Here is a 2,686-nt window from a genome sequence, read left to right on the forward strand (position 1 = left end):
GGCCTTGAATAATACTTTGGAGCTTACTTACTTTCCCGGGTTTGATCCCAGTATCATCAGCGGTGCGGGGCTTAACTTCTCTGTTCGAGATGGGAAGAGGTGAACACCCGTCCTATCGGCTCCATAAAATCTTTAAGAATCTTATAACAATATTGTGAGTTAAAAATCAAGTAAGTGCAAAGAAGGTTTTAATATAATAATATAAGCTTTCGGGTAATTAGTACTACTCGACTTTGACATTACTGCCTTTACATCTGTAGCCTATCAACCGTGTCGTCTACACGGACCCTCATGGAATACTCATCTTCAGGTCAGTTTCGCACTTAGATGCTTTCAGCGCTTATCTGGTCCCGACGTGGCTACTCAGCGATGCCCTTGGCAGAACAACTGATCAACCAGCGGTCAGTCCAACTCGGTCCTCTCGTACTAAAGTCAGAACCTGTCAATATTCCTACGCCCACAACAGATAGGGACCGAACTGTCTCACGACGTTCTGAACCCAGCTCGCGTGCCACTTTAATCGGCGAACAGCCGAACCCTTGGGACCTTCTCCAGCCCCAGGATGTGACGAGCCGACATCGAGGTGCCAAACCTCCCCGTCGATGTGAGCTCTTGGGGGAGATCAGCCTGTTATCCCCAGAGTACCTTTTATCCTTTGAGCGATGGCTGTTCCATACTAAACCACCGGATCACTATATCCTACTTTCGTACCTGATCGACTTGTCGGTCTCACAGTCAAGCTCCCTTTTGCTATTGCACTCTACGCACGGTTACCAAGCGTGCTGAGGGAACCTTTGAAAGCCTCCGTTATCCTTTTGGAGGCGACCACCCCAGTCAAACTACCCACCAAGCAATGTCCTCGTTTTTACGAGTTAGAATTCCAGTACAAGAAGGGTGGTATTTCAACGTTGGCTCCCCGATGCCTAGCGACACCGGCTCACAGCCTCCCACCTATCCTACACATCCAGTACCAAAACTCAATGCTAAGCTATAGTAAAGGTTCATGGGGTCTTTCCGTCCCGTTGCGGGTAAACGGCATCTTCACCGTTACTACAATTTCACCGAGCTCACGGCTGAGACAGTGCCCAGATCGTTACACCATTCGTGCAGGTCGGAACTTACCCGACAAGGAATTTCGCTACCTTAGGACCGTTATAGTTACGGCCGCCGTTTACTGGGGCTTCAGTTCAATGCTTCGCCTTGCGGCTAACATCCCCCCTTAACCTTCCAGCACCGGGCAGGTGTCAGGCCTTATACGTCATCTTTCGATTTTGCAAAGCCATGTGTTTTTGTTAAACAGTCGCCTGGGCCATTTCTCTGCGGCCTCGATTACTCGAGGCTCCCTTTATCCCGAAGTTACAGGGTTAATTTGCCGAGTTCCTTAGCCGTGATTCACTCGAGCGCCTTAGAATATTCTTCTCGACCACCTGTGTCGGTTTACGGTACGGGTTACTCATAAGTTAAAGTTGCAGACTTTTCTTGGAAGATCAATCCCTATACTCGCTTTGGCATTGCTGCCGCAACTCAAAGGCACTATTCCGTCAGTACCTGATAAGCCTCTCTCTCCGTCATCTACGCCCCCTATAAGTAAGTGCAGGAATATTAACCTGCTGTGCATTAGGTTGTCGCTCTCGCTAGACCCTTAGCCCCCGACTAACCCTCAGTTGATTAGCATAGCTGAGGAATCCTTAGTCTTTCGGCGTGAAGGTTTCTCGCCTTCATTATCGTTACTCATGCCTACATTTGCTTTTCTGATCGCTCCAACAAAGCTTGTCGCTTCACCTTCACCGCTATCAGAATGCTCCCCTACCAGTGTATTTACATACAATCCAAAGCTTCGGTATTTTACTTGATGCCCGTTTATTATCGATGCCCGCCTCGCTCGACCAGTGAGCTGTTACGCACTCTTTAAATGAATAGCTGCTTCCAAGCTAACATCCTGGCTGTCACTGCAATCAGACCTCCTTTGTTCAACTTAGTAAAAATTTAGGGACCTTAGCTGTTGGTCTGGGTTCTTTCCCTCTCGGACTAGGACCTTAGCACCCTAGCCCTCACTCCCGGGTATATTTTAAGCCATTCAGAGTTCGTCAGGATTTGGTAGGATTTGACTCCCCCTAGTCCTATCGGTAGCTTTACCTGCTTAAAACTTAACCCCGAGGCTGTTCCTAAAAACATTTCGGGGAGTACGAGCTATTTCTCAGTTTGATTGGCCTTTCACCCCTACCCACAAGTCATCCAAATACTTTTCAACGTAAACTGGTTCGGTCCTCCACTCCGTGTTATCGGAGCTTCAACCTGCTCATGGGTAGATCACAAAGTTTCGCGTCTACTCCCTCTGACTAAGCGCCCTATTCAGACTCGCTTTCGCTCCGGCTGCTCACGTCTACGTGATTAACCTCGCCAGAAAAAGTAACTCGTAGGCTCATTATGCAAAAGGCACGCCGTCACCCAATTACTGGGCTCCGACCGCTTGTAAGCGTATGGTTTCAGGGTCTTTTCACCCCCTTACTCAGGGTACTTTTCACCTTTCCTTCACAGTACTCGTTCACTATCGGTCTCTTGGTAGTATTTAGCCTTACCGGATGGTGCCGGCAGATTCAAAGGGAGTTTCACCAGCTCCCCCCTACTCAGGATACTCCTACTATACACAAGTCTTACCAATACAGGGCTCTCACCTCCTTCGGCC

At 48.7% G+C, this 2,686-nt stretch carries 2 rRNA genes; both read right to left on the minus strand.

The features are described 5' to 3' along the window. Positions 1-14 precede the first annotated feature (14 nt). A 5S ribosomal RNA gene (gene rrf, locus EOJ36_RS11820) occupies positions 15-126 on the minus strand. A 71-nt stretch (positions 127-197) separates the two neighbouring features. Beyond that, positions 198-2,686, minus strand: a 23S ribosomal RNA gene (locus EOJ36_RS11825); the annotation flags it as partial.

Origin of the sequence: Sandaracinomonas limnophila (assembly GCF_004005965.1) — a bacterium.
Lineage (GTDB): Bacteria > Bacteroidota > Bacteroidia > Cytophagales > Spirosomataceae > Sandaracinomonas > Sandaracinomonas limnophila.